We start from the raw sequence: 26,176 nt of genomic DNA, 5'->3' as shown, positions 1-26,176 counted from the left end.
GGAAGATTGCTCTTCCTTTACTTAAAATTAATTATGAATCGAACTAACTCAAACTATAAAATTAATCTACTTAATGGATTACTTTACAGTAAGTTTATTATTGCGCGTACCATAGAACAACTCTTTGCTCATTTGGTCCTTGTGCGCTAAGTGCGGCATCGAAATTTGGATTTTCCTGAGCTCCTGAACCGTAGCTCATACGCTGTGGATAAACTCCATTCAAATCATCACCAAGCTCGTATAATATGGCATCGGTTACTCCGGCAGCCAATTCAGCTGGGTAGCCCATATCACGTACAACAGCCCATGCTTCAAAACCATCAGTATATCCAAGCAACCAACGTTGTGTAGCTATTTTTTCCAATCTTTCTTCTTCGGTTCCCGCAGAAATATCTGCTATAGCTTGCGTGGTTGCGTATGTTGTGGCTTCACCCGCGGAAATACCCCATATTTTCATTGCCTCAACAATTCCTGCATTCATCATGGCTTGGGCATCACCAGCAGCAAGGCCTCTTACGATTGCTTCAGCTTGTAAAAAATAAGCTTCTGCGCTGGTCATTATTATTTCTGGGTATCCATCTGCTTCCTTACCTCTTGTTTGTGTAATGGCATCTGAAGGCGTACAGAACATGTCATATGCCATAAAGGATTTGGTGTCTCCGTTAGTTCGAATAGGCTGACCAATAAATTGCCCTCCATTTACTTCAACCGTTACGGTATCTACCTCAACAGAAGTGGTATAGTTGGCACCTGCTGCATCTAGGTTGCTGGTTACCAAATCAATGCGATCTTGGAAATTCGGGTCAACATAATCTCCAGTATCAGGATCGGTAGCATTTACCATTTTAAAGATTCCACCCTTTACCGGGTTTACATAAGCTGTCAACCTCGGATCGTTGTTATCTTTTAGGGTATTGATCAATACACTTGAAATAGTCCAGTTTGATGCATCTCCAAAATCATTCCAAGGATCTCCATAAGCTGCAGAATTCCATTTGCTTATCTCAAAATCTTTACGCATTGTCACACTACCTGAAGCATCATCCAATAATGGTGCGCCCAGTGCTGAGCTTATCGCAGCCGCGGCAAAGTTCTCACCTGGAGCACCATAGGCTCGCATAGCGATTCTTAGCTTTAAAGTGTTGGCCATTCGTTTCCACTGTTGAAGATCTCCTCCACAGTATACATCATTGGAACCAACATCATCTACTCCAATTCCAGTTTTTTCTGTGTCTCCAATAATGGCCATTGCTTCATCCAAATCGGCAATAATACCCTGATAAATGGTCGCCTGATCATCATAATTTGGCGTTAAAATTCCATCAACACCTGCCTCTGTAAATGGAACCATCCCATAAATATCAGTATACATTTGGTAATACAGCCCCTTCATGATCAAGGACATGGCATACATATACTGATTTTCGAATTCTCCACCCTCTACAGTAAGATCGGCAAAGGATTTAATGTTACCAAAATAACCAGCTATCCAACCATAGGTGGCATCGGTATAACCTCCATTTTGAGTATAACCTAAACCATCACTCCACCAAGAAGCGGTGTGTCCGAATGTAAAATGGCCGGCAAATCTGTCTGCATTGATCAATTGAGCTCTCCAATAAACAAATCTGTTCGGGGCATAAAGTCCTACCTGAGCACTGGTCAAGAAGAACTTGGCACTAACCTCATCCGTAGTAAAACCCTGCGAATCGGTATTGATGTCATCAAAGTCTTTGGTACAACTGTTCGCAACGAACATGAGTACGGCAAGACCCAATAGTTTTAATGTGTTGTTTTTCATGATTGCAATTTTTTTAGAAGTTAACATTTAAACTCAAGCCTAAACTTCTGGATGTTGGCAAAGCATAGAACAGAACTCCTTGGCCAAAGTTTGATGTAGAATAACTTGACTCTGGGTCAAAGTTATCGGCTTTTTTGTAAATAAAGAACAGGTTCCTTCCAATAAAGCTAAGAGATGCATTTTGGATAAATGTGTCTTTTAACAATTTATTAGGAAATTGATAACTTACACTTAACTCCCTGAGTCTGAAGTTAGTCTGGTCATAAACATACTCAGAACCAATGCCACTTACAGAGCCCCAGTAATCCTGTGCACTGATAGTAGTTGTGTTAGGTGTGAAGGTGCCATCGCCATTGTCAATAACTCCTTCTACCAAAACTCCACCATCACGGAACTCCAATGATCTTTCGGAAACTCCTGATGCATCCAATTGCGAATCTGTGAAAGAAAATACTTCACCACCCACTCTAAAATCGACCAAAGTGTTCACAGTGAAATTTTTGTATGTAAATGTGTTGGTAATACCACCAGAGTAATCTGGTTGATAGTTTCCGAATTTTTCTCGCTCGGTAGTGGCTCTTGGACGACCTTCAGCTGAAACGAGAAGCTCACCTGCGTCATTTCTTGCCCAAGTGGTTGTATAGATATCTCCATATCCATCTCCTACTTGTGCACGTACATCTACTACACCTCCATTACTGCTACTAAAACGGAAGTTATCTTGTCCGTCAATAAGACTAACCAACTTGTTCTCGTTTTTAGAGATATTGGCAGAAATGTCCCATGTGAAATTGTCGGTTTGGATTGGAGTACCTCCTATTAATATCTCAATTCCTTTGTTTGAGATTTCACCGACGTTTTCCCTGAAGGCACTAAAACCTGTTCCTGGATCAACCGGTACATCGAAAATCAAATCTTTGGTTGAAATGTCATAGTATGACACATCACCATAAAGCCTGTTTCCAAATAACCTGAATTCGGCACCAATTGTAGTTGTTGTGATATCTTCAGGACGCAGACTTTCGCTAAATCGAATATTTGGTCTGTTAATTTGGGTATTCCCCAAGTATCCATTTCCAGCTACAGTAAATAAGTTCACAATTTGCCTTGGATCGGTATCGTTACCTACACCAGCGATACTTGCTCTTAATTTAAGCATATCGACCGCAGTGCCTTGAAGATTAAGAACTTGATCTAACAAAACACTAATGTTTGCCGAGCTATAGAAGAATGATCTATTTTCTTTTGCTAATGCAGAAGACCAGTCGTTTCTTGCTGTAAGGTCTAAATAAACAGCATCGTCATATCCAAATGAAACTTGACCGTAAAGGGAGTTCACTCTTTTTTCAACCAAATCACTTTGACTAGCAGTAATTAGACTACCATCGGTATTATTCAAGAAATAACGACCTGGAATTTTGAAATCTTCACCACTGGTACGAGAATTTATACCAGTTGAATGTCTCATGTTGCCACCTGCATTGGCAGTTATGTTCAACTTTTCTGTAACATCTTTATTGAACATAAATAGGAAATCGTAGTTGGTTTCCGTATCATCATTTTTGCCAAACGAAATTCGTCCTCTAGGGAAAAAGTGGTGTCCTACTGCGGTATAAGCTTCTGTATCTTGAGTAACTTGGTCAGTACCAACTCTTACTAAAGCGGATAGCCAATCTGTGAATTGATAATCCAACTTCACCAAACCTATGAAACGTTTTCTTTTATCTCCGTTGAAATCGTTTTGCAAAATCCAATATGGGTTTGCACCTAAACCTGTAGGTCCAATAACCGCAAATGGATTGTCGGGATCAATTGGGTTTTCAGTATTTTGAAATACCCGCATATCTGCATTGCTTACATTTCGTGCAATTGGCCACAAATAAGCCATAACCCCTTCAGTACCCTGATTGGGTCTGTTTTTAGCTTCTTGAATGAAGTAAGTAGCTTTAGCATCCAAGGTAAGTCTATCTCCTAATTTCGTAAATCCACGAATGTTAAAGTTGTTACGCTTCACATTGGAATTTGGAAGCATAGACTCCAAATCAGAATTGGTATACGAAAATCTTACAGATGCCGTCTCACTTCCGCCACTTAGCGCTACGGTATTTACTAGACTGGTACCAGTTCTAAAGAAATCCTTAACATTGTTTGGCTGTGCATTGTAAGCTCTTTGCTCTCCGTTAAAGGCCAATTGCTGTGAACCGTCGAATCTTGGTCCCCAAGAACCAGCTCCTCTAACCGCGTTTACTTGAGTTGCTAATGGGTCAGATGGATTTATAGTTACAAAGTTTCCATCGGTACCGCGGCCATATTCATTTTGGTATTCTGGTATTACCAATGGATCTTCAAAAGTAATACTAGCGGTATAGTTAACGCCCAAACCTCTGTTCAAAGTTCCTTTTTTGGTGGTAATGATGATGGCACCATTAGCAGCCCTAGATCCATAAAGAGCGGCTGCATTGGGTCCTTTCAGTACAGAAATGGATTCGATATCATCTGAGTTAATATCAGAAATCCCATTTCCTAAATCGGGAACATTAAACTCTCCAGCTCCTGCTGTAGCATTTGTTCCGTTGTCAATTGGAATACCATCCACAACATAAAGCGGCTGGTTGTTACCGTTTAGGGAGTTGTTACCACGAATAATAACACGTGTACCTCCACCAACACCGGAGGTGGACTTGGAAACCACTACCCCAGCAACTTTACCTGCCAAAGTACTGGCAACGTTGGAGTCTTTAATTAACGAAACTTGGTCGCCATCCAATTCGGTAACCGAGTATCCCAGGGATTTCTTTTCCCTGCTCAGACCCAAAGCAGTCACAACAACCTCATCCAAGGACTCAACATCTTCTCCTAAAGAGACATTGATTGTTGTTTGTTGGCCAACGGCAACCTCCTGCTCGGTATAACCGATAGCAGAAAACACCAAAATGGCGGCATCATTTGAAACAGTGATGGTGTAGTTACCATCAAAGTCCGTGGAAGTACCATTTCTAGTACCCTTTTCCACAACGTTAATCCCCGGAACAGGCTCTCCTGTGCCCGCGTCCGTAACGTTACCTGAAATTCTTTTTTCCTGTGCCATCGTTGCCGTGAGGCATAAAAACGACACAAGTAGTAGAAAGTAATGAATTTTTCTGTTCATACTAAATGAGTTAGGTTATTAGTTTCTAAAGCTTAAAACAAGCTCTAAGTTCGCAATGATAAAAGTTCGAATTCCTTATATATATAGGAAAAAATTTCGACTAATAACGACGCTCACAAGCTAAAGAACATCATAACGAAAACGTTTGAAATAAGGTTTTCCACAAAGTTTTAGGGAATTTAAGGTGCAAAACAGCTAGGGTTTCCTTTGGATTTCAAAGGATTAGCTTTACCTGAATTCCACCGTTTTGGAATTTGTAAGTTTTTGATGGGATAGAAAATAGCTGTTGTGTTTTTTGCCATCGATATAAATGCTGCCTATACCTTTTTGACCATCTTTTGATTTAGCGCTTATTACCACCTTTTGGTTAGGATAATACTCGGCATCCAAGTGAACCGTAATTTTATCAAATTTGGGTTGGGTCAATGCATAAATAGGTTGGGCGGGATTTACAGGATAAATCCCCATCATGGAAAACACGGCCCATGCGCTCATAGTTCCGGTATCGTCATTTCCTGGGAGTCCGTCGGAGCTGTTCCTAAAATATTTTTGAAGTAAATCGGATACCGTTTGCGGAGTACGCCATTCTTCCCCTTTTACATAATTGAAGAGATACGGATAGGCAATATCCGGTTCATTGGCCATGTCAAACTGGTTCTTATCAAAAACGTTTTGCAGTTGTCTGGAATAGGCTTTGCCACCACCCATAAGCTTCATTAAACCCTTGGCATCATGGGAGACCATGAAAGTATATTGCCAGGCATTGCCTTCAATAAAGCCTAGGTTCTTTACAAAATTGGCACCAGTTTCCGGGTTGTAGGGAGTCAACCAACTGCCATCATCAGTTTTGGGTCTCAGTAGATTAAATTCATTGTCAAACAGCTTTCGGTAGGACAGGCTGCGCTTGGAAAAACGTTTATAATCCTCTTTCTTTCCCAGTGCTTTGGCCAATTGTGCAATGGCAAAATCACTAATGTTATATTCCTGGGTTGTTGAAACGGAACCACTGTTGGTTGTTTTTGTGGTCAAGTAGCCTTTTTCAATATAATCTTTAATACCTGGCCGCAGGGGATTGTTTTCCAACTGATCTGCACTTTTGACCATGGCCTCATAGGCTTTTTCCACATCAAAATCCTGGATTCCTTTAAGATAAGTGTCGGCAAGGACAATACCCGCCGGGTCGCCAACCATGGTGGTTGTCTCAGTGGCATTCAATTCCCATTTGGGCAACCAACCTGACTCGTCATAAATTTGCAGAATGCTCTTCACCATATTGGATTGCTGCTTAGGATACACCAAGCTCATAAGTTGGTGCAAATTGCGGTAGGTATCCCAAAAGGAAAATACCGTATATCTGGTACCGTCCGTTTTCAGGGTTTCCCGGGTTCGCATTTTCGGGTATTCCCCATTAAAGTCGTTCAGGGTGCTGGGGTGAATCAAGGTATGGTAAAGACCCGTGTAAAAAATCGTTTTATCGTCCTGGCTCCCGCCTTCAACTTCAATCCTGGAAAGATATTGATTCCATTCTTGTTGGGTCGCTGTCTTTATATCATCAAAGGATTTGTCTGCAGTTTCTTTTTCAAGATTTTCCCGAGCATTTTCAATGCTAACGTACGACACCCCAATCTTCATTTCCACCTGGGTAGGGATTTTGAAGTCATATTTCATATAGGCGCCAATGCTATCACCGACAACCGCTTTGGTAAAACCTTCCATGAGTCGGGTTTTTCCATTGTATCCCATCCATTGTGCTTCAACACCCTTATAAGTAGTTGGCTTTTTCCAGGTTCCAAAAGAGGAGGCTGGTTCGGAGAATTTAGCGACGAAATAAACCGGGTAGGCCTCTTCCGGTTTGTAATAACAGAAAGACCCAACACTCCTGATTCCCTCAATCTCCGTAGGAGAAACAATCTTTACCTGGGCTCCTTGTTCATTGGTAAGACCCAAACCAAGATTTAAAAGAATGTTGGCCTTGCCAGCGGGGAAGGAATATTTACTGACCCCAGTCCTTGTTGTGGCTGTGGCCTCTACCTTGATGTTGTACTTATCCAACTGGGAAGCGTAATATCCCACTTTGGCAATTTCATTGGAATAGGTAGAGCCGTATTTCTCATGATCGGTTTCCACTGCTCCGGTGGTGGGCATGGCAAGAATCACACCTAGCTCTGGGCAACCCACTCCGCTCAGGTTTACATGACTAAAGCCTGTTAGGAATTTGTTTTCGTGAACGTATGGCGTAGAGAACCAACGACTGTCTTTTTCCAGCGGTAGATTTTGAAGCCCTGCCACATTAAATGGAGAAACATTGGCCATCCCCCTAACCGCTATGGGCCCTGGATTGGTTGTGCCAAAATTGGAGGTGCCAATGAATGGGTTCACATAGTCAATGGCTTGGTTTTGAGCTGTTATCGCACAACTAAAAAAAATAAGGAAATACCCTAGGAAATTTTTTTTCATCTTTCTTTGGAGTTGGATAAGGAATATGGTCTGGAATCCTCAGCTGTTGCCCAAGATTCATTGGGCTCACTTCCCATGCTAAATTGTAATGTGCCTCCGTTCTGAACCATTTCCGTGGAAAGCCAAGTTTGGTCAAAGCTCTTTCCGTTCAAGGTTGCATTCTGAACAAAATGTTGACCCTCGCCATTTTGGGCTGCAACTACCTTAAAGGTATTGCCGTTTTGAAGGTGCAGTGTGGCTTCATCAAACAGGGGTGATCCAATTACATATTGGTTGGTTGCCGGTGCTACTGGATAGAAACCCAATGCGCTAAAGACATACCAGGCGGATGTCTGTCCATTATCCTCATCCCCACAATACCCATCTGGTGCTGGCGTGTACAATTTGGTCAGCACTTCCCGTACCTTTTGTTGTGATTTCCAAGGTTGTCCGGCATAGTTGTACAGATAGATCATGTGTTGTATGGGTTGGTTGCCGTGCGCGTAATTGCCCATGTTCATGATCTGCATTTCCCGGATTTCATGTATCGTAAATCCGTAGTAGGAATCATCATATTCCGGGGGCATGTTAAAAACCCCATCGAGCATGCCGGTAAACTCTTGATTTCCGCCCATAAGATCAATCAGCCCTTGCACATCGTGGAAAACGCTCCAAGTATAATGAAGACTGTTTCCTTCCGTAAATGCATCTCCCCACTTTAGAGGGTTAAAGGGCGACTGGAAGGAACCATCCTTATTTTTGCCACGCATCAATTTGGTGGACGGGTCGAACAGTTTTTTATAGTTCAGGGATTTTTGGTAGTAGGTTTCAGCCAAATCATCCTGTCCCAAAGATTTGGCCATTTGGGCAATGGTGAAATCGGCATAAGCATACTCCAGGGTTCTAGCTGCATTTTCATGAATGCCCACATCGTATGGAACATAGCCCAATTCATTGTAGTAATCCAAACCTGCACGGCCAACACTATTAACAGGTCTTCCATCCGGTACGGTTGCATTTTTGATGATGGCATCCAGCAAAACCTCTTTGTCAAAGCCTTCAATACCACTTAAGTGGGCATCAGCAATGATGGGTGCCGAGTTGGAGCCAATCATACAATCCCGATGTCCAGGACTGGCCCATTCCGGTAGCCAACCTGATTCTTTGTAGGTATTGACCAAGCCTTCCATGATGTTACTGTTCAGCTCAGGATACATCATGTTGAAAAAAGGAAACACTGCCCTGAAAGTATCCCAAAAGCCATTGTCTGTGAACATGTAACCAGGTAGAACTTGGCCATTATATGGGCTGTAATGTACAATTTGATTATTGCTATCGAACTCGTAGAATTTTCTGGGGAACAATAACACACGATACAAGCAGGAGTAAAAGGTGCGTAAATGGTCAATATTATCGGTTTTGACATCGATACGGCCCAATTCTTCCTCCCATGCCTTGGTGGCCTCATCCCTGGTTTCCTTAAAAGTTTTGGAACCAATTTCCCTATTCAGATTGAGTTGGGCCTGCTCAGGACTAATAAATGAAGAAGCCACCTTCACATGAACCGCTTCGCCTCTTTTGGTCTTGAAGCCAATAATGGCCCCTACATGTTCTCCTTTGTTCTCCGTGGTGTTTTCCTGTAATGACCAGTCATCGCCCCAGGTATGGGTGATTTCAAAATCCTTATCAAATTCAGCTACAAAATAGTTGTGAAAATTTTCGGGTACCCCACCACTGTTGTTACGGCAATAACCTATAATTTTTCGTTCTTCTGGCAATACCTTGACCATGGACCCTTTGAAAAAGCCATCCAAAAGGATAAACGCTTGATCGGTTTCCGGAAAAGTGAAACGGAAATGGGCAGCTCTTTCCGTGGGGGTAACTTCGGCCACCACATCATAATCGGCCAAATAAACACTGTAATAATCTGGGCGAACGGTTTCGGCCTTGTGCGAAAAATGGGAAGCGCGTTCCTCCTCATTGTATTTCAATTCACCAGTGACTGCCATTAAGGAAAAGGCGGCATAATCGTTGATCCAAGGACTGGGTTGGTGGGTTTGTTTGATACCACGTATCGTCTTTTCATCATATTTGTATGTCCAGCCATCCCCCATTTTGGAGGTCATTGGAGTCCAAAAGTTCATGCCCCAGGGGGTAGCAATAGCTGGATAGGTATTCCCGTTGGACAAGCTAAAATCCGAATCGGTACCCATTAATGGGTTCACATAGGAAAGGAGTTCTTTTTTTGTCTTTGGCGTATCATTGGAATCAGGGTTTGTTTGATTTCCGCAGGAAACAAACAGCAATGCCATCCAAGCTATTGCAATTCCTTTTGCCAAATAGTTTGTCATTATCAGCTTCATGTCATCTATAAATTTTATTGGTTTCTGGGGAGGTTCTGTTTTTTTCATTGGCCAACTTTGGGTCGTTGGTCAATTTGAATTCCAAAGTGCCTCCAGAAGTAATTTCTTTATGGGTAATGTAATTTCTATCCAAAACTGCCCCGTTCAGGGAGATGTGTTCCACATATTTCAGCTCAGGCGCACCTTTAGCTTTGATGGTAAAGGATTTGTCGTTTGGAAGGGCAAGAGTTACCTCTTCAAATAAAGGGACTCCGAGATCATAAGCTCCTTGGGCCGGATTAACCGGATAAAATCCCAAGGCGCTGAATATATACCAGGAGGACATTTGCCCGCAATCCTCGTTTCCACAATGTCCGTTGGGTTCGTTTTTGTATTGGTTTGCCAATATTTCCCGAACCAATTTTTGGGCCTTGGCAGGTTGGTCAATATAGTTATAAAGATACGCAACATGATGACTGGGTTCGTTCCCGTGCGCATACTGGCCAATCATTCCCGTGCTGAACAAGGGGAGTTTGTCATCAGGTTCGGGGGCGTAGCTGAACATGGAATCCAATTTTTGGGTAAAACGCTCATTTCCGCCAGTTTTGGAAATGAGGCCATCTATGTCTTGGGGTACAAACCAATAGTAATGCCACGCATTGCTTTCACAGAAATAGGGGGTGTACTCTTTGGGAACAAAAGGTTCTATGAATTTCCCATTAGTGTCTTTGGGTTGCAGCCATGACCTTTTTTCATTGTAGAGGTTCTTCCAATTTTGGGAACGTATCAGAAAGCGACGGTAATCTTCCATTTTCCCCAAATCTTTGGCAAACATGGCAATGCACCAATCATCAAAGGCATATTCCATGGTTTTGGAAACCGACCAATTTTCATGCTGGTCATCCACGGGGATATAGCCCAATTCCTTATAGATGTCGATTTGCCTGTCGTTGACCATGGCACTTTCGCGGCAAGCTTGGTAAGCCAGTTCCGAATCAAACTCGAACCCTTTAAAATAGGCATCTACGATTACTGGAACTGCATGATAACCTATCATCATATGGGTCTCACTCCCTTGCATGGACCAAACTGGCAACACTCCCGTTTCTTGGTAATGGGCCAGAAGGGATTTGACCATATCCGGAACCCGTTCCTGTTGCAGAAGAGTGTACAAGGGGTGTGCTGCCCTAAAGGTGTCCCAGAGCGAGAAAGTATCATATCTGTTGAATCCAGAAGCTTTGGCCACGGTATCCGTTTGAGGGAGATGCTTCCCTTGGGTGTCATTTGCTGCCTTGTATTCCCCGTTGATATCACTATAGAGGGTAGGGGCCAGCATGGACTGGTACATCATGGTATAAAAAATGGCCTTTTCGTCTTCGCTGGCCGTGCTGATCTTTATCTTCTGAAATTCCTTTTCCCAGCTTGCTTCTGTTTGGGAACGAATAGAATCAAAATCCTTATCCGCCTCAATTTGAATGGCCTTTCCAGCTGCTTCACTGCTCACCGAGGACAAGCCTGTTTTAACCACGATTTGCGCCCCGTCTTCGAGCTCATAGTCCAAGCTTATTTTGGATGACGTCTGATCTCCGATGATTTCGTAAGATGCAAAGGGTTTGGAAAACTGCATTTCAAAATACAGTTTTTGATTGCGGGCCCAGCCATTGGACATGCGATGTCCTTGTAAGGTTGAGTCATTGACAACTTCGATGAAGGTGTCTGTGGGGCTGTCCCAATTTAGACTGTACCCTAAATCCACATGGATTTGGGATTGCACATCCTTGGGAAATGTATAGCGATGAACGCCCACTCTGGCGGTTGAGGTCATTTCGGCCTTTATTCCATAGTCCAGCAGATCCACCCAATAATAGCCGGGAGATGCTCCTTCCCTGGCGTGGTCAAAGCTGGAGTAGGGTTTGAAATTGTTTGCTTGGATGCGACCCGAAAACCTACTATTGGTGGGTATCACCAAAATATCATAAAGATCTCCGGCTCCCGTCCCGGTCAAATGGGTATGCGAAAAACCAGTGATAATGGAATCCTGATAATAATAGCCTGCTATGCGATCCCAGCCTGGAATACCAATATCAGGGCTCAATTGTACCATACCGAATGGGGTGGTGGCACCAGGGTAAGTGTTTCCAGGACCATCCGTTCCGATAAAGGGATTGACAAAGTCAATCAAACGTTCGGTAGAGTTGTCTTTTTCGGGTGTTGGGCTGCAAGCGAACACTAAAATGAACAACCCTATATAAAACTGACCCAACTTCATGGCCTTACTTTTTGAACTGTGTTACTTACTGAGGACCCTGAACTGGCCGTCTGAACCTACGGCCAAGATTTTTTTAGTAAAAGGGCTTTTCGTCCAAATGGTGAATCCTGTTTTGTGGTTTTCCAGTTCCGCAATTACTTTCTTTCCTTGAATTATTTTTGGTTCGGTGAACTTTTGCCCATCTGCCATCTTCCATTTGAACTTTCCTTTTTGCTGTATCAAATCGCGATATAACTCATATAGGTGCCATTTGACACGATCATCCTTCGGGATTTCAAATTGGTCGGGGGTACTGCCCACTTCGTTTTCAGAAAAATATACATAACCCCATCTTTCTGGTTCATGCATATTGATGACGTACTGTGGAGACCAGACCCAGTTGTATTCTGGTAAATGTTTCCCTGTTTTTGGGTCTTTCTTTCTTGAATATTTCCCATCCGTGATATCATGATCCCAATTCACCCTGGAAAATCCAATCCTCCAAAATTTACCTTTGGGGACATTGTCTTGGTAATAACCGGTACGTAAATCCTGAAAGGGAATCGCTATTTCCAAGGTCCACCCCTCGTCATTGTCGGAAGGATCGTTAAGTGTTCCCTGTACGGCGACTGCAGATTGCATTCCCAAAGCTTCCCATCCATTCAAGGTTTCGTTGCCCGCGCGATAGGGTGCGGTGAGGTATTGATCCCAAACTGTGTTCAATACATTCCACTCCAGTTCATAGTACCCATGCACATCTCCTTCTGGATCTAGGAAAACCTCGAAATCATTATTGTGGAAAATGACCGCATCGTGTTCGGTAATGTCGCCCCAAACATGTGGTTCTTTCATACGGGCAAAGAAGTAGATATTGTTTTCATCCCAAAGCATCTTGACCTGGGTGTCGTAGGTGGGTTTCTTAACGCCTTCAATGTCGATAAACAATTCGGACCAAGGTGCATTTTTCCATGATGCTTCATTGGCCTGCCCGTCAATTTTTATGGTTTCAGTTGCCTTATAGGCAACATATTTTCTAGGAGTTTCTTGTGCAGATATCAGTATACATCCTACATATAGGGAGAAAAGAATGAAACTGATGAGCTTTTTGTGTTTTTCAGCAAAGTCTTTCATGGCGTACTTACAAGCTGTTTTCTTTGGTAAATTGTACTATTTCGGATATCCGCCCAAAAGCTAAGGCGGTAACGGTATCGGCAGCGCCATAATAGATAGCCACCTTGTCCTCTTTAATGCTGTGCAAGCTTGCACATGGGAATACCACATTGGGTACATCTCCAACACATTCGTATGAAGTCTGTGGAGAAATAAGATAGGGTTGGGTTCTATATTTTACCTGATCAGGTTGGTCTTTGTCCAAAATGGCCGCACCCATGGAATATCGGAAACCATTACAGGTGTTGATGACCCCGTGATAGAACATGAGCCATCCTTCATCCACTAAAATGGGAACCGAACCGGCCCCGATTTTGGTGCACTGCCATGCGCTGTCCTCAAATGGAGAGGCCTTCATAACACAACGGTGCTCGCCCCAGTATTTCATGTCAGGACTATAACTGATGTAAATATCCCCAAAAGGTGTATGACCATTATCACTGGGTCTGCTGAGCATTGCATATTTGCCATCTATTTTTGCTGGGAACAAAACGCCGTTTCGGTTGAAGGGCAAAAAGGCATTTTCGCATTGGAAAAACTCCTTAAAATCAAAAGTATACCCAATGCCAATAGTTGGGCCATGGTACCCATTGCACCATGTGATCCAGTACCGATCCTCAATAAAGGTAACTCTGGGGTCGTATTTGTAATCAGAATCTATCATGGAAGTGTTGCCTTCCTGAAACGAAATAGGGCTATGATTGATATCCCAGTTTAAGCCATCCTTGCTAAAACCGGCAAAGATGTTCATTTGAACGGCTTTGTTGTCACATCTAAAAACCCCGGCGTAGCCGCCTTCAAATGGAACTACGGCACTGTTAAAGATGCTATTTGAGGAAGGAATTGCATTCCTTTCAATAATGGGGTTATTGCTGTACCGCCAAATTACATCTGTATTGCCTTCCGGTCTTTCTTGCCAAGGAATTGTATTCACTTTTTCCAATGTTTGATATGCCATAAATTGATTAACCAAGTAGTTTTAGGGGTTCTAATTTGGAATTTTTTGAACCCTGTTCAACCAAGTAAATTTTAGAATTATTGAAGTTATTAAAAATACCACGAGTGCCAGCAGCATTTTGGGGTAGTCTCGAATCAGCAAATAAATGGGAAGGAGAATCATGCTGGATTGCCAAATGATCCCAATGGCACAATTGAACATGTCCATCCAAAAATCGTTGTTCTTTTCAAAGGAGCTGTCCTCGTTCTTTAGCTGAGTATAAATGGGCTTCCACCAACCCCAAGGTTTTACATTCTTGTAAAAGGACTTCAATATTTCGGTATCCGTGGGTTTTGTGAGATAAGTGCCCAGATAGGAGCCCAGTAAGGAAACCCCAAAAATAATCGGGAACAGATAAATGGCATGCACATGGGACACTTCATACAAGAAGGTGTCTTCAGCAAAATTGCCTTTGTTCTGATCTAGGAAATACTGAAGGGTAGCTACCACAAGGCCAGCGACCATACCCCAAAAATAACCCCAACCATTAAAGCGCCACCAAATCCATTTGAGGAAATTGGCAGCAACATAGCCGCCATATAGGGCACTGGTAATCCAAAGGGTCAAGGAGTTGATTGAATCTGCAAAGAAGCCCATACACACTCCAAGTCCCACAACAGCAAAGGAAGCAATATGACTGGCTTTGATATAGTGTTTGTTGGAAGCTTCGGGCTTAAAATATTTTTTATAAATATCGTTGACGATATAGGCAGGCCCAGAGTTGACAAAAGCTGAAAAGGTGGACATAAAGGCTGCAAGAAGCCCGGCCAATAGCAACCCCTTAACCCCAACGGGGATATGATTGTTGATGACTTTGGGAAGGATGACTTCCAAATCCCCACCATTTAAACCAGGATTTGAGCTCATTTCCGGAACAAGGGTCACCAAAGCAATTACAACAATGCCTGCAATCAAGAGATATCGTGGAATATACAGTACCAACCCGGTGAATCCGCTCATGTATGCCGATTCCTTGACCGTTCGGGTAGATAGAATACGTTGGAAATCGAACCCAGGTACTGGTCCCGCCACACTGGCAAAGAATCCTTTGAACAAGGTCATACCTATAAAGGCACCAAACATTTTATAACCCTCAGAATCTATTAGATCATTGAAAGCCTGGAATTTATCACTCCAATGCGGTCCTAATTCGTTATTGAAAAAAATACTGCGCCATTCTGGGGACAACACGGCGTTGATGTCAACATCCGCAACGGTGACAAAGGTATAGCCCGCTACCAGTAGTCCCGCAATGACCATGATCAAATATTGCAATACTTCCGTGGCCACCACGGAAAACATTCCCCCTTTTATGGTATAGATGGTGGTTAGCACAATAATGATCAAGGCGTAGGACTGTTCCGAACTCAGCAGAAGCGTTTCGCCAATGAACCAACTGAGGTCCCAGGGCAGTATGATGGTCATGAACTTGCCTGCACCTTCAAAGAAATAGGCAATGAAGCCTACTGTGGATATAATGGCAAAGACAGCAATGATAAAATGCGAAGCCCTTCCTGCCCTTCCATCCCCAAAACGGGTCAAGATCCATTCGGAGCCTGTCATAATATTTGACCGACGAATCCAGACCGCCAAAAACATCATTACAAAAATCTGGTTCCATACAGGCCAGAGCCACATAAACATAAAGCTTTTGGCCCCATAGAGGAACAAAATCCCAACCATCCATGCTGTTCCGGACACGTCAAACATACCGGAGCCATTACTAAGTCCCAAATAGTACCATTTGATGTTGTTTCCTCCTAAAAAATAGGAGTCAAGCCCTTGGGAAGCTTTTTTGGAGACCCAAATTCCAATGAACAGGGTCAACACCACGTAGATGATTATTATTGACAGGTCGATTAATTCCATATAGTTTTTTCTGGTCCTTGGTTATACTCCCCAACTTTTATTGGGTTCGGGTCCCATTTCAAATTCCAGGGTTCCTCCCGCTATAAGTTCTTCATGGGTGATGTAGCTTCGCTGGAGCAATTCTCCATTAAGCGTTGCTGTTTGGATATACTTATTGGTGGGGGAGGTATTTTTGGCTGTTAAAATAAATTCCTTGTCTTGTGCTACCGAAAGGGTCACTTTTTCAAAAATTGGACTTCCCAATTCATACTGCCCAGAGGCAGGGTTCATGGGGTAAAATCCCATAGCACTGAAAACGTACCATGCTGACATTTGCCCACAATCCTCGTTTCCGCTGAGTCCATCTGGCTGGGTGCTGTACTGGGTATCTAAAATTTCCCTAACCCATTTTTGGGTTTTCCATGGTTTTTTGGCCTTATTGAACAGGTAGGCAATATGATGACTGGGTTCATTTCCATGGGCATATTGTCCAATCAAACCGGAGATGTCTACGGAAACGTTGTCACCGGAAATTTCGGAGCTTTCCGTAAAAAGTTGTTCCAACTTGGTGGTAAAGGGCTCTGGCCCGCCATGAAGTTCAATAAAATCAGGAACATCATGTAATACAAACCAGCTGTGCTGCCAGGCATTACCTTCGGTATAGTCCGTATGCTCCCTATGGTTGGAATGCTTGGGATCAAAAGGTTCGTTCCAGCTTAGCCCATCCTCAGATTTCCCTCGCATGAACCCCGTATCTGCATCAAAAAGATGTTTATAGGCATTGGAACGATTTAGGAAATAGGCGTAATCTTCATCCTTGCCCAATGCCTTGGCCATTTGGGCCACACACCAATCGTTATAGGCAAATTCCAAGCTTATGGTAACCGATTCATCCAGAGACGTATACGGGATGTAACCAAATTCCTTATAAGGAGCAAGCCCTCTGATGTCTCCCATCATCGTATTTTTTACAGCTTGATAGGCTTTTTCAGTATCATACCCTCGAATACCTTTCAGAAAAGCTTCGGTTATCATGGAAACCCCGTGATTCCCAGTCATGGTATTGGTTTCGTTGGCATATAAGGTCCATACAGGAAGTCTTCCTTGTTCATCATAGTAGGCCAACATGGACTGGACTATATCACTTGCACGTTCGGGTTGCAAGATGTTCAACAAGGGGTTTTGGGCTCTAAAAGTGTCCCAGAGCGATAGTGTGGAGTAGGCGTCCCATCCAGCTGCTTTGGCAATACTATCGTTTTGTAACCTAAATTCCCCATTGGTGTCGCTGAAGCGGACAGGGGCAATTTGCGTATGGTACAAGGCAGAGTAGAATATGGTCTTTAGCGAATCTTGCGGGGTTTCTACTTTAATTTTGGAAAGCAATGCCTCCCATTCGCTATGTGTACCGTTCTTTACCTCCTCAAATGTGCGGTTGGTGCCATGGGTTTCCAAATTGGCCTTGGCATTGTCTATGCTCACCGAAGAAACCGCAATCTGCAGCTCAACCACATTTTCAGCATCAGCACCAATAAAAAACTGGCCACCTACTTTTTTTCCTTGGGCTTCTGGTGAATTGGCAGAAATGGCACCATCAGCAACAAGTTCGGATGAGGTGATGGGTAATGAGGACTTAACCACAAAAAAGAGCTTTTGGTTTTTTGCCCAGCCTGTGCTATGTCTATATCCAACCAAGGTTTTTTCATCTTCTAGCCGAAGGGAACAGTCTACCGGGGCATCCCAGTTGACAGCATACCCTAAATCCAAAATGAAAGAGGATTCATCACCCTCCGTATATGTGTATTTGTGAAATGCAATATATTCATTGGCAGTAAGTTCAACCTGAATCCCAGGATCATCCAGTTTCACTTTGTAGTAACCGGGTTTGGCGGCCTCATTGCGGTGCGAAAAAGTTGAGGTATAAGGCAGACTATCCCTTGGTTTGCCAAAATGGGTCAAGTCCACTTTTTTATGGGTGGGCATCAGGAGCAAATCGGCCAAATCTCCAATACCTGTACCGCTCAAGTGCAATTGCCCAAATCCTGATATTATGGAATCGGAAATATGGTAACCTGAGCACCAGTCCCATCCAGCAGTTCCATTATCTGGACTGGGTTGGACCATTCCAAAGGGAGCCGTGGCACCTGGAAAGGTATGGCCATGTCCACCGGTACCAATAAAGGGGTCTACAAAATCAGTAAGTGTTTCTGTGGATGCCGAAGACTTATTGGTATCTGCACAGGACAGGCTTAAAACAAGCACAGCTACAACCGGAAATATTGCGCCCTTGCTCATTGGTCATTTGGATTAATATTGAGTTTTTTTATACTTTTCCTCAAAATATATTTGATTTTCTTATAGTGTTTGGTTGGATTAGCTGAATCCGTTGGTCGTGTTAGGTTAGAAAAATGTAATCCTAAATATTTATAATTTTATTCGCTGGTCGAATAAAATTAGACCAACAACAAGCCCCAAAAGCTAAACAACAGAAAAACCGACAATCAAAAAAAACGCTGTGATTCATGTATATAAATGACAAATTGGAGGAGCTGTTGAAGGTTGAATCTCCCCAGCAGTATAAAATCACCTATAAGCACCATGTCATTTTTTGGGGCATCTATTTTTTACTCAATACCCTGCGATGGGGAAGTATCCACAATGATTTTGCTTTGTCGTTGAAAACCAACTTAATAGGTTTTCCCATTCACATTGCACTTTCCTATTTCAACATCTACTTTTTGATGCCGAAATTTGTGTACACCAGAAAGTATTTCACCTATGCGTTAATGGTGGTGACCTGCTTGTTCATCATGCTCTTGGTAAAGTTCAATCTTACCTACTATTTGGTAAGTACCAATGTAATGCCGGAAGGACCGGAATATGTGGATAGCCTTACCCTGAATTATGCCATTATTACCATGTTTGGGGAACTGTATGTGGTTGCCTTTGCCACTGCCATAAAGGTGACTGTGGATTGGCTCAGGGAGCATAGCAAACTGCACGATTTGGAAAAAAGGCAATTGACCACGGAGTTAAAGTTTTTACGTTCCCAGGTGTCGCCCCATTTTTTCTTCAATACCTTAAACAATATTTATTCCCTCACCTTGGAGAAGTCGGATAAGGCACCTGAAGTTATTCTTAAACTTTCCGGTTTAATGAGGTATTTGCTCTACGCAACCAGAAAACGCAAACAGGATTTAAAAAGTGAGATTGACTGTATCCAAAATTATATTGATTTGGAGCGAATACGATTCAATGATACCCTTGAAATAGACATTGGAATCTCAGGAGATTTGGAAAACAAGGAAATTGCCCCAATGTTACTCGTTCCCTTGATTGAAAATTGCTTTAAGCACGGGGCAAGCAAAAATATTGGCGATATGAATATCACCATTGATGTCAATGTCGATGATGATTTTTTGTATTTTAAAGTATCCAATACCATCCCAAAAAGTGACACTAACAGCAAGGTGGCCACCAGAGGTGGGGGGATAGGGCTTTCCAATGTAAAGAAAAGGTTGGAATTGGGTTATGATCAAAATGATTATGAGCTTTCTATCTTTGAGAAGGAAAAAATGTTTCATGTGGATTTAAAACTAAAAGTATGACGCCTTTGAGAGTGATAATTATTGATGATGAACCGTTGGCAATCAATGTGCTGAAAAATTATGTGGAGCAAGTGAGCCAATTGGAATTGGTGCAGACCTTTTCCAATGCCATAGACGCCAATTTGTTCTTGCAGGAAAATGAAGTGGACATCATATTTTTGGATATCAACATGCCTATTTTGGACGGACTCAATTTTCTGCAGTCCTTGCATGTGGCACCTATGATAGTGATTACCACGGCCCATGAAGAATATGCACTAAAAAGTTTTGAATTGGAGGTGATAGATTATTTGGTTAAACCTATTCCGTTCCCCAGGTTTTTAAAAGCGGTCAACCGCATTATCAGCTTAAAGCAGGGAGCTACAAATTCGGGCTATTCCACTAATGAAAAACCCAGCATTTTTGTAAAAGTGGATAAAAAGAAACTTCAAAAGATTTTCATTGACGAAATTGTTGTTGTGGAAAGCTTGAAGGATTACATTCGAATTAAGACCACTTCCGCTAAATATATTATACACAAGACACTGGGGAGTTTTACCGATGAATTGCCCTCAGACAGGTTTCTTAGGATACATAGGTCCTATACCATAGCTATTGACAAAGTGGAATCCATTGAAGGAAATAGCTTGGAAGTGGATGGTATCAGATATACCATTGGACGTAGCTATTTGAACGAGGCCAAAAGCCGAATCCTCAATGACTCCATAACCTAGGGCTATACCAAGCTGGTTAACAGTTGCTTCTGAAGATTTACTTCATTGATCTTTTCGCTTCTGTTATTGGTCGAATTTTTTTAGGTAAGTCGGGTTATCTGGGTAGTTTCAAGTCAAAACGGATTTAAAATTATTGGGACATGTCCGACGCTTCAAAGACGAAAAGAAGAATTTTGTGGGTTTTCGCGGTTTTTATTGGAACCGTATTTCTAGTTGGTTGTCAAACCAAAAAAGGGGAATATGCATCGGTAAATGCCGGAGTGTCCAACAAGCAGATTCCTGACTCAATAGATTTTTCGTTCCATATTAAACCCATTTTATCCGATCGTTGTTTTGCATGTCATGGACCTGATAAAAATGCTATTGAAGGGGGACTTTCCTTAAATAAAGCTGAAGACGCTTTTGCGGCAATTGGTGAAAACAAGGATCGCTATGCCATTGTACCTGGTGATTTGGAAAAGAGTGAGCTGGTCCATCGAATTTTCAGTGAAGATCCCAATTTGATGATGCCACCGCCCGAATCCAACCTTACGCTGTCCGATTATGAAAAGGAATTGCTAAAGAAGTGGATAGCCCAAGGGGCGGAATTTAAAAAACACTGGGCATTTGTGGCGCCTGAGAACCAGCAGGTACCCAAAGTGGAAAATGATGCATGGAGCCAGAATGAAATTGACCAATTTGTGTTGAAAAAAATGGAGGAACAAGGCTTTCAGCCTTCCAAAAAAGCCGCAAAGGAACAACTGATCAGAAGAACCTTTTTTAGCATCACAGGTTTACCTCCCAATGCAGAACAAGTAAATGCATTTTTGGAAGACAACACGGTTGATGCTTTCGAGAACATTGTGGATTCTTTACTTGAGACCAAGGACTATGCAGAAAACATGGCGGCTGACTGGATGGATGTGGCCCGCTACGCGGACACCCATGGCTATCAAGACGATTTTGAGCGAATCATGTGGCCCTGGAGGGATTGGGTCATTCATGCATTTGGTAAAAATATGCCCTATGACGAATTTGTAACCTATCAATTGGCAGGTGATATGCTGCCCAATGCTACCAAGGAATCCATATTGGCAACTGGGTTCAATAGGAATCATAAGATTACCGCTGAGGGTGGGGTAATTCCGGAGGAGTATCGGGTGGAATATGTAGAGGATCGAACCAACACCTTCGGTACTGCATTTTTGGGACTTACCTTAGAGTGCTCCCGTTGCCATGATCATAAATATGATCCAGTGAGCCAAGAAGAACATTTCCAGCTCTTCAGTTTCTTTAACAATGTAGATGAGGATGGACTTATGGCAAACGCCCAAGTAATCCCCAAACCCTATATTTCCATAAGCCCTGACGAGGCCAACGGTGTCTTGGATTTCGTGAACATGACCCATTCCAATTCGGAAGTCAAGGTTATGGTTATGGAAGATATGCCAGAACCAAGGGATGCCTTTGTGTTGAATAGGGGGGCTTACGATCAACCAACGGATCAGGTTTTCCCTGCTACCCCTGAGGCCATTTTTCCCTTTCCCGAAGATTTGCCCAAAAACAGACTGGGATTGGCTCAATGGTTGTTCCATGAAGATAACCCTTTGACCGCCCGTGTGGCCGTCAACCGTATCTGGCAACGGATGTTTGGTAAAGGCTTGGTGGAAAGCTCCTATGATTTTGGAAATCAGGGCGCGCTACCCTCGCATCCAGAATTGTTGGACTATTTGGCAATCAAATTCAGAACGGAGGGTTGGGACATCAAACAAATGATAAAATACATGGCCATGTCGGCCACCTTTCAGCAAAGCAGTGAGATTTCTCCTGAAATGCAGGAAAGAGATCCAGAGAATACCTATTTGGCAAGGGCAACTCGACTTAGATTGGGTGCTGAAATGATTCGAGATCAAGCATTGAAAATAAGCGGATTGCTGAGCGCAGAAGTGGGAGGCCCCAGTGTTAAACCCTATCAACCAGAAGGAATTTGGGAAGAAACCACAGGAGGTGGTGGGGGAAGTACAGCAAGCTATGTACAGAGTGAGGGCAAAGATCTTTATCGCAAAAGCCTGTATACTTTTTGGAAGCGAACCGTCCCACCGCCCAGCATGATGACCTTTGATGCGGCATCCAGGGATTTGTGCAGTGTAAAAAGACAGGAAACCAATACCCCTTTACAGGCATTGGTTTTGTTGAACGATCCCCAGTTGATAGAAGCTGCCAGGGCCATGGCATCCAAAGCCATGAATGTTGGTGAAGTTGAGGATCAAATCAGCTACATTTTCCAAAACGCCACATCAAGGACTCCTGCCCAGGAAGAAATGGAAGTATTGCAAAAGTTTTATGCAAATACCTTGGAAAAAATCAATTCGGGAGAAATTATACCAGAGGAATACCTTTCCATTGGAGAATTCAAACCTAGTGATGATATTGCCCCAGAGACCCTAACAGCCTTGGCGCTGACCACGCAGACCATATTGAATTTGGATGAAACGATAACAAGAGGCTAATTATGAGCGAAAAGAAAATATTGGCGGATAGTGCTCTAAACCTTAATAGAAGGGCATTTCTAGGGAAATCGGCCCTAGGTATTGGAGGTGTAGCGCTAGGTTCACTTTTGGGTTGTAATTTTTACAGAAAAGATGGTGAATTGCTGGCCAAAGCGGATAACCCAATGGGCATAAAGGGAATTCTCCATTCCCCACATCATTCCGCAAAAATAAAACGGGTTATCTATTTGTTCCAAAGTGGAGGGCCATCGCAGTTGGAGCTTTTTGATTACAAACCTGTACTTAATCAGCGTAGGGGAGAAGATTTGCCAGAATCTATTCGCAACGGACAACGTTTGACTGGAATGACTTCCGGGCAGGACAGTTTTCCCTTGGTAGGTTCCCAATTTGGATTTCAACAACATGGGAAAAATGGGATTTGGATAAGTGATTTGCTGCCCTATACCGCCAAAATGGTGGATGATCTCTGTATTGTAAAATCCATGTATACCGAAGCCATTAACCATGATCCAGCGGTTACCTTTTTTCAAACGGGGTCCCAACAGCCGGGAAGACCCAGTATTGGTTCTTGGTTGAGCTATGGATTGGGAAGTGAGAATAAAAATTTACCGGCCTTTACCGTATTGCTCTCAAGGGGAAGTGGTAGGCCCAACGGTCAACCCTTATACACACGCTTATGGGGGAATGGCTTTTTGCATTCTTTACACCAAGGAGTCCAATTTAGAGCCGCGAAGGACCCAGTACTTTATCTAAATGACCCTAAAGGGATTTCAAAAGAAACCAAGCGAGCCATTTTGGATAATCTAGCCGAATTGAACGAAAAGCAATATCAGGAATTTGGCGATAATGAGATCCAAAGTAGGATTGCCCAATATGAAATGGCCTATCGTATGCAGACCTCTGTACCTGAGGTGATGAATACCGAAAAAGAACCTGATTATATCTACAAAATGTATGGCGCGGACGCCAAAATACCAGGCACCTATGCAGCCAATTGCTTGTTGGCAAGAAGGTTGGCCGAGCAGGATGTGCGCTTCATCCAATTGTACCACATGGGTTGGGATCAGCATGAGAATTTACCTGATGCCATAGCCAAACAGGCTAAAGATGTGGATCAAGCCTCTGCAGCTCTTGTGGCGGATCTTAAGCAACGTGGAATGCTGGATGATACCTTGGTGATTTGGGGTGGGGAATTTGGAAGAACCAACTACTCCCAAGGTTTGTTGACAGACACCAATTACGGCCGAGATCACCACCCAAGATGTTTTTCCATGTGGATGGCTGGAGGCGGCATAAAACCGGGGATTGTCTACGGGGAAACCGATGACTTTGGATACAACATCACCGAAAACCCGGTACACGTCCATGATTTTCAGGCAACATTGCTGCACCTCTTAGGAATAGATCACGAAAGATTGACATATAAGTATCAAGGAAGAAGATTTAGGTTGACCGATGTTGAAGGACATGTGGTCAAAGATATATTGGCATGATGAAACGAAGACAGTTTATTGGCAAGAGCGGCTTGGCTGGATTGGGATTGGCTTCCATGGGTTCCCTTTCCTTCACGGATGACTTTTGGAAGGACGCCGTTATCGGTCATGGCTCTCATCAATACAAGGTGGATCTAAATTGGGGGAAGCTGAATAGCGATAAGTTCCCCGTTAAGGATTGTCATGAAATGGTACAGGATGCCAATGGCCGCATTATTTTATTGACCAACCATACCAAGAACAATATTCTGATCTATGATCGATCAGGAAAACTTTTGGATTCCTGGGGAACTGAATACCCTGGAGGACATGGGCTTACCTTACATGATGAAAACGGCACTGAGTTCTTGTACATCTGCGATAACAATAGGCATGAAGTCATCAAAACAAGCTTGGATGGAAAGGTGATTCAAGTGTTCCCATTTCCGAAAGAAAGCGGTAAATATCAGAAAGCGGAAGAGTACATTCCAACCGAAACGGCTATAGCTGGTAACGGAGATGTTTATGTAGCTGATGGCTATGGATCCCAGTACATTACCCATTACGATGCCAAAGGCAACATCAAAAATATCTTTGGGGGAAGGGGAGATGAGCCGCAGTTGTTTAACAATGCCCATGGTATTTGCATAGACGATAGGGACTCCAATAACCCTACTTTATTGATCACCGCCCGACAACAAAACAAACTGAAGCGGTTCTCTATGGATGGGGAACACTTGGATGCGATTGACCTCCCAGGTGCCTATATCTGCAGGCCGGTCATCCACAACAACCATGTGTACTTGGCCACCATTTGGTCAGGAGATGGGTCTGAAGGTACAGGCTTCATTTCTATTTTGGATGAAGACAACAAATTGATTTCTGCCCCTGGCGGAAGTACTCCCACCTACGAAAATGGAACCTTGAACCACATGCATCAAACCCTAAAAATCTTTAGACATCCCCATGATGTTTGCATTGATGCTGATGAAAATATATATGTGGCCCAATGGAATTCTTGGGGAACCTATCCCATTAAACTGTTCCGCGTATGACAAAGCAAATATGGGTTGCATTAAAGCAGTCTCTGACCAAATCAAATAGCCTTAACTTACTTTTAATGGCTTTGCTGTATACCGGGGTTGCTTCCTGTCAATCAGAAAAAACTACCTTTTTAAGTACAGATGAGATTCAATTGGCTCCTCCCAGTATCCAAGTGGATTCCACCCTCTTTATTCATTCCGCTTTGGTTCAAGTGCGACTGGCAGAAAATGGCTCGGTATTACGATATAGCCTGGATGGCAGTCCTGTAAATGAAAGCGCATCCGTGTATGCTCAACCCATTGAGCTGCTAAATTCTGCCGAGGTGAGGGTGAGAGCCTACCATCCCCAATTTACTGCAAGTGAGGAACGAACCATACGGGTTCGAAAGCTAAAGCGTGATATTTCCCAGACTTTTGTTGAGCTTGAACCACAGCCCAATGCTTCATACCCGGGCAATGGAGCAGCATCCTTGACCGATGGGCAAAAGGGAAGTGTAAACTTTAGACAGGGGGGATATTGGTTGGGCTTTCAGGAAAATGAAATTGGGGTGAAAATGAAATTGGAGGCCGATTTTAGCCCAAGCAAGATCATATTGAGCATGCTTCAGGATCAAGGATCATGGATATTTTTGCCGCAGGCTGTCCAAGTACATTCCAACGGAAATATGGTGGGATCCAAAGAATTGATAAACAGCTCGATTTCAGGAGAAAAACAACTTCAATACATAGAAATACCCGTTTCACTGGATAACAATCAAGAATTTACAATAAGCATACATCCATTGCAAAAAATCCCGGATTGGCACCCTGGCAAAGGCACCCTTCCCTGGACTTTTATCGATGAGATTATAATAGAATAACCGC

Annotated in this window: 15 protein-coding genes; 6 read left to right on the top strand and 9 right to left on the bottom strand. The window is 43.1% G+C overall.

Features of this window, described 5'->3' with window-relative positions; translation table 11 throughout:
* Positions 1 to 97: 97 nt before the first annotated feature.
* The 9 genes from ACRHOZ_RS13170 to ACRHOZ_RS13130 form a co-directional block, all read right to left on the bottom strand.
* A complete protein-coding gene (locus tag ACRHOZ_RS13170; RefSeq protein WP_431126355.1) occupies positions 98 to 1,801 on the bottom strand; it encodes a SusD/RagB family nutrient-binding outer membrane lipoprotein in 1,704 nt (567 codons plus the stop codon).
* 13 nt (positions 1,802 to 1,814) lie between these two features.
* Positions 1,815 to 4,949 carry a SusC/RagA family TonB-linked outer membrane protein gene (locus ACRHOZ_RS13165; RefSeq protein ID WP_431126353.1) on the bottom strand — a complete coding sequence of 1,045 codons (3,135 nt, stop codon included), beginning with the start codon at positions 4,947 to 4,949 and terminating at the stop codon, positions 1,815 to 1,817.
* 228 nt (positions 4,950 to 5,177) lie between these two features.
* A complete protein-coding gene (locus tag ACRHOZ_RS13160; protein WP_431126351.1) occupies positions 5,178 to 7,406 on the bottom strand; it encodes a GH92 family glycosyl hydrolase in 2,229 nt (742 codons plus the stop codon).
* Entirely contained in the window at positions 7,403 to 9,748 is a 2,346-nt protein-coding gene (locus ACRHOZ_RS13155; protein ID WP_431126369.1) for a GH92 family glycosyl hydrolase, read from the bottom strand. The genes ACRHOZ_RS13160 and ACRHOZ_RS13155 overlap by 4 nt, the downstream gene beginning before the upstream one ends.
* A 1-nt stretch (position 9,749) precedes the next feature.
* The gene (locus ACRHOZ_RS13150; protein WP_431126349.1) at positions 9,750 to 11,996 is read right to left on the bottom strand and encodes a GH92 family glycosyl hydrolase; all 2,247 of its coding nucleotides are present in this window, start codon (positions 11,994 to 11,996) and stop codon (positions 9,750 to 9,752) included.
* Positions 11,997 to 12,017: 21 nt separating this feature from the next.
* Entirely contained in the window at positions 12,018 to 13,106 is a 1,089-nt protein-coding gene (locus ACRHOZ_RS13145; RefSeq protein ID WP_431126347.1) for a carbohydrate-binding family 9-like protein, read from the bottom strand.
* 7 nt (positions 13,107 to 13,113) lie between these two features.
* On the bottom strand, positions 13,114 to 14,103 hold the full coding sequence (locus ACRHOZ_RS13140; protein ID WP_431126345.1) for a glycoside hydrolase family 130 protein: 990 nt from the start codon (positions 14,101 to 14,103) through the stop codon (positions 13,114 to 13,116).
* 30 nt (positions 14,104 to 14,133) lie between these two features.
* Positions 14,134 to 16,011: a sodium:solute symporter family protein gene (locus tag ACRHOZ_RS13135; RefSeq protein WP_431126343.1), complete on the bottom strand. Its 1,878-nt coding sequence runs from the start codon at positions 16,009 to 16,011 to the stop codon at positions 14,134 to 14,136.
* Positions 16,012 to 16,032: 21 nt separating this feature from the next.
* Positions 16,033 to 18,282, bottom strand: coding sequence for a GH92 family glycosyl hydrolase (locus tag ACRHOZ_RS13130; protein ID WP_431126341.1), 2,250 nt, complete (start codon positions 18,280 to 18,282; stop codon positions 16,033 to 16,035).
* 227 nt (positions 18,283 to 18,509) lie between these two features.
* Between ACRHOZ_RS13130 and ACRHOZ_RS13125 the strand changes: the two genes are divergently transcribed.
* The 6 genes from ACRHOZ_RS13125 to ACRHOZ_RS13100 all read left to right on the top strand — a co-directional run bounded on the left by ACRHOZ_RS13125 (position 18,510) and on the right by ACRHOZ_RS13100 (position 26,172).
* A complete protein-coding gene (locus ACRHOZ_RS13125; protein ID WP_431126339.1) occupies positions 18,510 to 19,595 on the top strand; it encodes a sensor histidine kinase in 1,086 nt (361 codons plus the stop codon).
* The gene (locus tag ACRHOZ_RS13120) at positions 19,592 to 20,308 is read left to right on the top strand and encodes a LytR/AlgR family response regulator transcription factor (protein WP_431126337.1); all 717 of its coding nucleotides are present in this window, start codon (positions 19,592 to 19,594) and stop codon (positions 20,306 to 20,308) included. The genes ACRHOZ_RS13125 and ACRHOZ_RS13120 overlap by 4 nt, the downstream gene beginning before the upstream one ends.
* Positions 20,309 to 20,448: 140 nt before the next feature.
* Positions 20,449 to 22,797, top strand: coding sequence for a PSD1 and planctomycete cytochrome C domain-containing protein (locus ACRHOZ_RS13115; RefSeq protein WP_431126335.1), 2,349 nt, complete (start codon positions 20,449 to 20,451; stop codon positions 22,795 to 22,797).
* A gap of 2 nt (positions 22,798 to 22,799) precedes the next feature.
* Complete coding sequence (locus tag ACRHOZ_RS13110; protein WP_431126333.1) at positions 22,800 to 24,290, top strand: DUF1501 domain-containing protein; 1,491 nt, start codon at positions 22,800 to 22,802, stop codon at positions 24,288 to 24,290.
* On the top strand, positions 24,287 to 25,324 hold the full coding sequence (locus ACRHOZ_RS13105) for a 6-bladed beta-propeller (RefSeq protein ID WP_431126331.1): 1,038 nt from the start codon (positions 24,287 to 24,289) through the stop codon (positions 25,322 to 25,324). The genes ACRHOZ_RS13110 and ACRHOZ_RS13105 overlap by 4 nt, the downstream gene beginning before the upstream one ends.
* Entirely contained in the window at positions 25,321 to 26,172 is an 852-nt protein-coding gene (locus ACRHOZ_RS13100) for a chitobiase/beta-hexosaminidase C-terminal domain-containing protein (RefSeq protein ID WP_431126329.1), read from the top strand. The genes ACRHOZ_RS13105 and ACRHOZ_RS13100 overlap by 4 nt, the downstream gene beginning before the upstream one ends.
* Positions 26,173 to 26,176: the final 4 nt, after the last annotated feature.

The organism is Flagellimonas flava (assembly GCF_050617915.1).
Lineage (GTDB): Bacteria > Bacteroidota > Bacteroidia > Flavobacteriales > Flavobacteriaceae > Flagellimonas > Flagellimonas flava_A.
Note: the sequence above shows the minus strand (reverse complement) of the source record. Positions and strands in the feature narration are given on the sequence as shown.

What these genes read in the sequence shown, in the direction of transcription:
- ACRHOZ_RS13170 (WP_431126355.1), bottom strand. Translation starts at nt 1,801, where the DNA reads ATGAAAAACAACACATTAAAACTATTGGGTCTTGCCGTACTCATGTTC.
- ACRHOZ_RS13165 (WP_431126353.1), bottom strand. Translation starts at nt 4,949, where the DNA reads ATGAACAGAAAAATTCATTACTTTCTACTACTTGTGTCGTTTTTATGC.
- ACRHOZ_RS13160 (WP_431126351.1), bottom strand. Translation starts at nt 7,406, where the DNA reads ATGAAAAAAAATTTCCTAGGGTATTTCCTTATTTTTTTTAGTTGTGCG.
- ACRHOZ_RS13155 (WP_431126369.1), bottom strand. Translation starts at nt 9,748, where the DNA reads ATGAAGCTGATAATGACAAACTATTTGGCAAAAGGAATTGCAATAGCT.
- ACRHOZ_RS13150 (WP_431126349.1), bottom strand. Translation starts at nt 11,996, where the DNA reads ATGAAGTTGGGTCAGTTTTATATAGGGTTGTTCATTTTAGTGTTCGCT.
- ACRHOZ_RS13145 (WP_431126347.1), bottom strand. Translation starts at nt 13,106, where the DNA reads ATGAAAGACTTTGCTGAAAAACACAAAAAGCTCATCAGTTTCATTCTT.
- ACRHOZ_RS13140 (WP_431126345.1), bottom strand. Translation starts at nt 14,103, where the DNA reads ATGGCATATCAAACATTGGAAAAAGTGAATACAATTCCTTGGCAAGAA.
- ACRHOZ_RS13135 (WP_431126343.1), bottom strand. Translation starts at nt 16,011, where the DNA reads ATGGAATTAATCGACCTGTCAATAATAATCATCTACGTGGTGTTGACC.
- ACRHOZ_RS13130 (WP_431126341.1), bottom strand. Translation starts at nt 18,282, where the DNA reads ATGAGCAAGGGCGCAATATTTCCGGTTGTAGCTGTGCTTGTTTTAAGC.
- ACRHOZ_RS13125 (WP_431126339.1), top strand. Translation starts at nt 18,510, where the DNA reads ATGTATATAAATGACAAATTGGAGGAGCTGTTGAAGGTTGAATCTCCC.
- ACRHOZ_RS13120 (WP_431126337.1), top strand. Translation starts at nt 19,592, where the DNA reads ATGACGCCTTTGAGAGTGATAATTATTGATGATGAACCGTTGGCAATC.
- ACRHOZ_RS13115 (WP_431126335.1), top strand. Translation starts at nt 20,449, where the DNA reads ATGTCCGACGCTTCAAAGACGAAAAGAAGAATTTTGTGGGTTTTCGCG.
- ACRHOZ_RS13110 (WP_431126333.1), top strand. Translation starts at nt 22,800, where the DNA reads ATGAGCGAAAAGAAAATATTGGCGGATAGTGCTCTAAACCTTAATAGA.
- ACRHOZ_RS13105 (WP_431126331.1), top strand. Translation starts at nt 24,287, where the DNA reads ATGATGAAACGAAGACAGTTTATTGGCAAGAGCGGCTTGGCTGGATTG.
- ACRHOZ_RS13100 (WP_431126329.1), top strand. Translation starts at nt 25,321, where the DNA reads ATGACAAAGCAAATATGGGTTGCATTAAAGCAGTCTCTGACCAAATCA.